5 protein-coding genes are annotated in these 5,191 nt (G+C 68.6%); 2 read left to right on the top strand and 3 right to left on the bottom strand.

What is annotated here, in order from left to right; all coding sequences use genetic code 11:
• Positions 1–257 precede the first annotated feature (257 nt).
• The 3 genes from AB0A61_RS40750 to thyX all read right to left on the bottom strand — a co-directional run bounded on the left by AB0A61_RS40750 (position 258) and on the right by thyX (position 3,963).
• A complete protein-coding gene (locus tag AB0A61_RS40750) occupies positions 258–1,943 on the bottom strand; it encodes a ribonuclease J (RefSeq protein WP_361304599.1) in 1,686 nt (561 codons plus the stop codon).
• Between the two features lie 168 nt (positions 1,944–2,111).
• On the bottom strand, positions 2,112–3,011 hold the full coding sequence (dapA, locus tag AB0A61_RS40745; RefSeq protein WP_361304596.1) for a 4-hydroxy-tetrahydrodipicolinate synthase: 900 nt from the start codon (positions 3,009–3,011) through the stop codon (positions 2,112–2,114).
• A gap of 211 nt (positions 3,012–3,222) precedes the next feature.
• Positions 3,223–3,963, bottom strand: coding sequence for an FAD-dependent thymidylate synthase (gene thyX, locus AB0A61_RS40740; protein WP_361304593.1), 741 nt, complete (start codon positions 3,961–3,963; stop codon positions 3,223–3,225).
• Positions 3,964–4,204: 241 nt separating this feature from the next.
• Between thyX and AB0A61_RS40735 the strand changes: the two genes are divergently transcribed.
• A complete protein-coding gene (locus tag AB0A61_RS40735; protein ID WP_361304590.1) occupies positions 4,205–4,444 on the top strand; it encodes a hypothetical protein in 240 nt (79 codons plus the stop codon).
• Positions 4,445–4,575: 131 nt separating this feature from the next.
• On the top strand, positions 4,576–5,142 hold the full coding sequence (locus AB0A61_RS40730; protein WP_361304587.1) for a hypothetical protein: 567 nt from the start codon (positions 4,576–4,578) through the stop codon (positions 5,140–5,142).
• Positions 5,143–5,191: the final 49 nt, after the last annotated feature.

The following is a 5,191-nucleotide window of genomic DNA, read 5'->3' as shown; positions in this document are numbered from 1 at the left end:
CGACTCTATCAGATCTTTTCTCGATCCGATTTCCTCGGCGCTTTCCAGGTTCCCGCTTCCGCGTTTCCCTTTCCGGCGGTCCCGACTTTATCAGAGATTCTGAGTCGGATTTCCCGCCCCTCCGGTGTGTCCTCCGGGTCGCGCGAGGCGTCCGGGTTCCCGTCCGGGCAGAGCCGTAAACCTACTGGAGCGGGGCGCCCCGATGCAAATCGAGGCGCCCCGCTGCCAGTTCACGCGTACGAACGGTCGTACGTGTGTCAGACCTCCACGACGACCGGGAGGATCATCGGCCTGCGCCGGTAGGTGTCGGAGACCCACTTGCCCAGGGTGCGGCGGATGAGTTGCTGAAGCTGGTGAGAGTCCGCGATGCCCTCCTGCGCGGACCGCTCCAGCACCTCGGTGATCTTCGGGGTGACCCCGCCGAAGGCGGAGTCCTCGATGCCCGAACCGCGGGCCTGGATGTGCGGACCGCCGGTGATCTTGCCGGTCGTGGAGTCCACGACCACGAACACCGAGATGATGCCCTCGTCTCCGAGGATCTTGCGGTCCTTGAGCGCGGGCTCACCGACATCGCCGACCGAGAGGCCGTCGACGTAGACGTACCCGGCCTGCACCTTGCCGGAAATCTTGGCCTTGCCCTCGACGAGGTCGACGGTCACGCCGTCCTCGGCGATGACGATCCGGTCGTGCGGCACACCCGTCAGGGCTCCGAGTTCGGCATTGGCACGCAGGTGGCGCCACTCGCCATGCACCGGCATCAGGTTCTTCGGACGGCAGATGTTGTAGAAGTACAGCAGTTCGCCGGCCGAGGCGTGGCCCGAGACGTGCACCTTGGCGTTGCCTTTGTGGACCACGTTGGCGCCCCAGCGGGTCAGACCGTTGATGACCCGGTACACCGCGTTCTCGTTGCCCGGGATCAGGGACGACGCGAGGATCACCGTGTCGCCGTCGACGATGCGGATCTGGTGATCCCGGTTGGCCATACGGGACAGCGCCGCCATCGGTTCGCCCTGCGAGCCCGTGCACACGAGGACGACCTCGTGGTCCGGCAGATCGTCGAGCGTCTTGACGTCGACCACCAGGCCGGGCGGGACCTTCAGGTACCCGAGGTCCCTCGCGATGCCCATGTTGCGGACCATGGAGCGCCCGACGAAGGCGACCCGGCGGCCGTACTCGTTCGCCGCGTCCAGGATCTGCTGGATGCGGTGGACGTGACTGGCGAAACTCGCCACGATGATCCGCTTGCTGGCACCGGCGAAGACCTGGCGCAGGACGTTGGAGATGTCCCGCTCGTGTGGGGTGAAGCCGGGGACCTCGGCGTTCGTGGAGTCGGTGAGGAGAAGGTCGATGCCCTCCTCGCTCAGGCGTGCGAACGCGTGCAGGTCCGTCAGCCGGTTGTCCAGCGGCAGCTGGTCCATCTTGAAGTCGCCGGTGTGCACGGCCATGCCGGCCGGGGTGCGGATGGCGACCGCGAGGGCGTCCGGGATGGAGTGGTTGACCGCGATGAACTCGCAGTCGAAGGGACCGATGCGCTCGCGCTGTCCTTCCGCCACCTCCAGGGTGTACGGCCGGATGCGGTGCTCCTGGAGCTTGGCCTCGATGAGGGCGAGGGTCAGCTTGGAGCCGATCAGCGGGATGTCGGGCTTCTCCCGCAGGAGGAACGGGACACCGCCGATGTGGTCCTCGTGCCCGTGGGTGAGGACGATGCCCTCGACGTCGTCGAGGCGGTCCCTGATCGACGAGAAGTCCGGCAGGATCAGGTCGATTCCGGGCTGCTCCTCCTCGGGGAAGAGCACTCCGCAGTCGACGATCAGCAGGCGGCCGCCGTACTCGAAGACCGTCATGTTCCGGCCGATCTCGCCGAGGCCGCCGAGCGGGGTGACCCTCAGGCCGCCCTCGGGAAGCGGCGGGGGCGGGCCCAGTTCAGGATGCGGATGACTCAAAAGACTCTCCTCACCACGCGCGCCACGTACCGGTGGGCACGTGGCGCGCGTGACGTTCGTGCAGAAGCAGTTGTCGTTGTGGGTGCAGGCACCGGTGACCTGCTTATTCAGTTGTGAAGCCTGGTGTGGGAGAACGCGTGGCGCGAAGGGGTACGCGACGTCTCGTCCTCAGAGCTGTACCCCGCCGGCAGCAAGATCGATCTTGAGCTGCTCGGTCTCCTCGGGCGTGAGCTCGGCCATGGGCGGCCGCAGCGGCCCGCCGGGCAGGCCCTTGAGGCCGAGCGCCGCCTTGGTGGTCATGACGCCCTGGGTGCGGAACATGCCCGTGTAGACCGGGAGGAGCTTCTGGTGAATCTCGGTGGCCTTCTGGACGTCGCCGGACGTGTACGCCTCGATGAGGGCGCGCAGCTCGGCGGTGACGAGGTGGCCGACCACCGAGACGAAGCCGACCGCGCCCACGGAGAGCAGCGGCAGGTTCAGCATGTCGTCGCCGGAGTACCAGGCGAGGCCGGAGCGGGCGATGGCCCAGCTGGCACGACCGAGGTCGCCCTTGGCGTCCTTGTTGGCGACGATCCGCGGGTGCTCGGCGAGGCGGACGATCGTCTCGGTGTTGATGGGCACGCCGCTGCGGCCGGGGATGTCGTACAGCATGACCGGCAGGTCGGTGGCGTCGGCGATGGCCTTGAAGTGCCGGTACAGGCCCTCCTGTGGGGGCTTGTTGTAGTACGGCGTGACGGTGAGCAGGCCGTGTGCGCCGACCGCCGCGGCGGCGCGGGCGAGCTCGATGCTGTGGTGGGTGTCGTTCGTGCCGACGCCGGCCACGACGTGGGCACGGTCACCGACCGCCTCCAGGACCGCCCGTACCAGGTCCGATTTCTCCGCATCGCTGGTGGTGGGGGACTCGCCGGTGGTGCCGTTGATCACCAGGCCGTCGTTGCCTGCGTCCACCAGGTGGGCGGCGAGCCGCTGCGCGCCGTCGAGGTCGAGTGCGCCGTCCGCCGTGAAGGGCGTGACCATGGCGGTGAGGACCCGCCCGAAGGGGGTCTGCGGAGTCGAGGTCGGAGCCATGGGTAACACGCTACTCGTTGCTCAAGGCGGGGTCTGCCCTCGGGGCGGCCGACAAGTCGCGGCAAAGAAGGAGCCCGGCACTGCCTGCTCGGGGGTTCAAGCAGTGCCGGGTCCGTTTGATCAGGCTAGATGAACTTCTCCAAATGCCGCAATACGGACACCTCGCGAGGCTGATGCGCACATCTGTACCGGCCGGGAAAGCCGGTGTGAGCTACGGCGCGACCCGGCCGTTGGCATTGAAGGCGTCGTAGGTGAGCGGCATGAGCTTCGCCCACTCGGCCTCCATCTTCTCGCCGACCATCTCGATCTCCCGCTGCGGGAAGGAGGGCACCCTGGCCAGCTCGTGCTGGGTGCGCAGGCCGAGGAAGTGCATGAGCGAGCGGGCGTTGCAGGTGGCGTACATCGACGAGTACAGGCCGACCGGGAGGACCGAGCGGGCGACCTCCCGGGCGACGCCGGCGGCCAGCATCTCCTGGTAGGCCTCGTACGACTGCCGGTAGGAGTCCTCCATCACCCGGCCCACCAGCTCCTGCTGGGCCTGGGTGCCCTCGACGAACCGGTACTTGCCGGGACGGCCCTCCTGGACCAGCTTGCGGGACTCGTCGGGCACATAGAAGACCGGCTGGAGCTCGCGGTAGCGGCCGCTCTCCTCGTTGTACGACCAGCCCACACGGTGCCGCATGAACTCGCGGAAGACGAAGATCGGGGCGCTGATGAAGAACGTCATCGAATTGTGCTCGAAGGGGCTGCCGTGCCGGTCCCGCATCAGGTAGTTGATCAGGCCCTTGGAGCGCTCGGGGTCCTTGCCCAGCTCGTCCAGGGACTGCTCGCCGATGGTCGAGACGCGCGCTGCGAAGAGCACGTCGGCGTCCGACGCGGTGTGCTTGACCAGCTCGACGGTGACGTCACTGCGGAAGCTGGGCTTCAGGTCGTCGGCGGGGGTGTCGGTCACGGCTCGGAGGGTCCCTTCCATCACGTCTCTCGGGCGGCGCCCACTCTACGGCCCGCCTCTGACATCGGGGCGTTCGGTGCCGGTCCGCGACATCTTCGGTGAACTTCAGCGAATTCGGGGGAAGCGGGCACCTTTCGGGACAGTCGTGCGTCTGTACCAGTGAGAACCATCCGTTCCATCCCTCTCGATCCTTCTCGATCCTTCTCACCCCCTCCATCCCCCGAAGGGAGCTGTGCCCCAGATGTTCCGTCGGCGCGAGCCCGTCCCGTTCGCCTTCGTCGCCGAGTCCGACAGGTTCCGCGGCAATGTCACGCCCCCGCCCCACGAGCGGGCGTCCGCCGGTCAGATAGCCGGGCGCTCCCTGCTGGGCCTCACCCTGGTCGCCGGGCTCGTGGGATCCCTGATCCTCGGCATGCCGGCCCTGTCGACCGGCCACTCCTCCACATCCACGCAGCAGTCCCAGGCGTCCCAGGGGCACTGAGCCCGTGGTCCTTCCCCGTCGGCCGAAGTGCGCGGGGCGTACCCCCATGGCCCCCCACGGGTGGTGAGCGGAGACACGGACGGATAGCCTCCGGGCACAGCCCATGCATGGATTGAGTGTGAGGACCAGCCGTGCCCCTGCCCTTCCTGACGGCCGACCGTGCCTTCGACACAGCGGACGATGTCGCGCTGCCGTTCGATGACCGCGAGCGCTGGCGGCGGCCCTACCGGCCCGGGCCGTGGCGGGTGGGCGCGGCGGCCCTGTTGCTGCTGCTGGCCTCGTTCGTCCTGTTCGCGGCGGTCGTCATCGCTCTGACGGGCGCGCTGACCGGCGTGCCGTCCTCCGCCGCGATTGTCTTCGGCGTCGCGCTGGCCGTCATCGCCGGTGCGCTGCGGCTGCTGCGCATGGGCGTGTGGGTGAGCGTCCGCGGACTGCGCCAGGTGGGCTTCCTGGTCAGCCGTACGACGTCCTGGGGGCAGGTCGTCAGCGTGCGGACGGTGCAGCAGCCGGTGCGCTGGCTCGGGCTGCCGCGGACGGTGCAGGGGCAGGCGCTGATGCTTGTCCGCAGGAGCCGGCCGGCGGACGACCTGCCGCCGCTGCTGACCACGCACAACGCCGACTTCCTGGGACGGCTCGAGGCCTTCGACCGGGCGGCCGACTCGGTCGAGGCGTGGGCGGCCGAGTACCACCGGGGCTGAGCCCGACCCTGATGCCGGTGGGCCGGACCGCGGGTGCGGTCCGGCCCAC

Origin of the sequence: Streptomyces sp. NPDC046197 (assembly GCF_040646295.1) — a bacterium.
Taxonomy (GTDB): Bacteria; Actinomycetota; Actinomycetes; order Streptomycetales; family Streptomycetaceae; genus Streptomyces.
Note: the sequence above shows the minus strand (reverse complement) of the source record. Positions and strands in the feature narration are given on the sequence as shown.

Coding starts and splice junctions, on each gene's coding strand:
- dapA (WP_361304596.1), bottom strand. CDS start 3,011: ATGGCTCCGACCTCGACTCCGCAGACCCCCTTCGGGCGGGTCCTCACC.
- AB0A61_RS40735 (WP_361304590.1), top strand. CDS start 4,205: ATGTTCCGTCGGCGCGAGCCCGTCCCGTTCGCCTTCGTCGCCGAGTCC.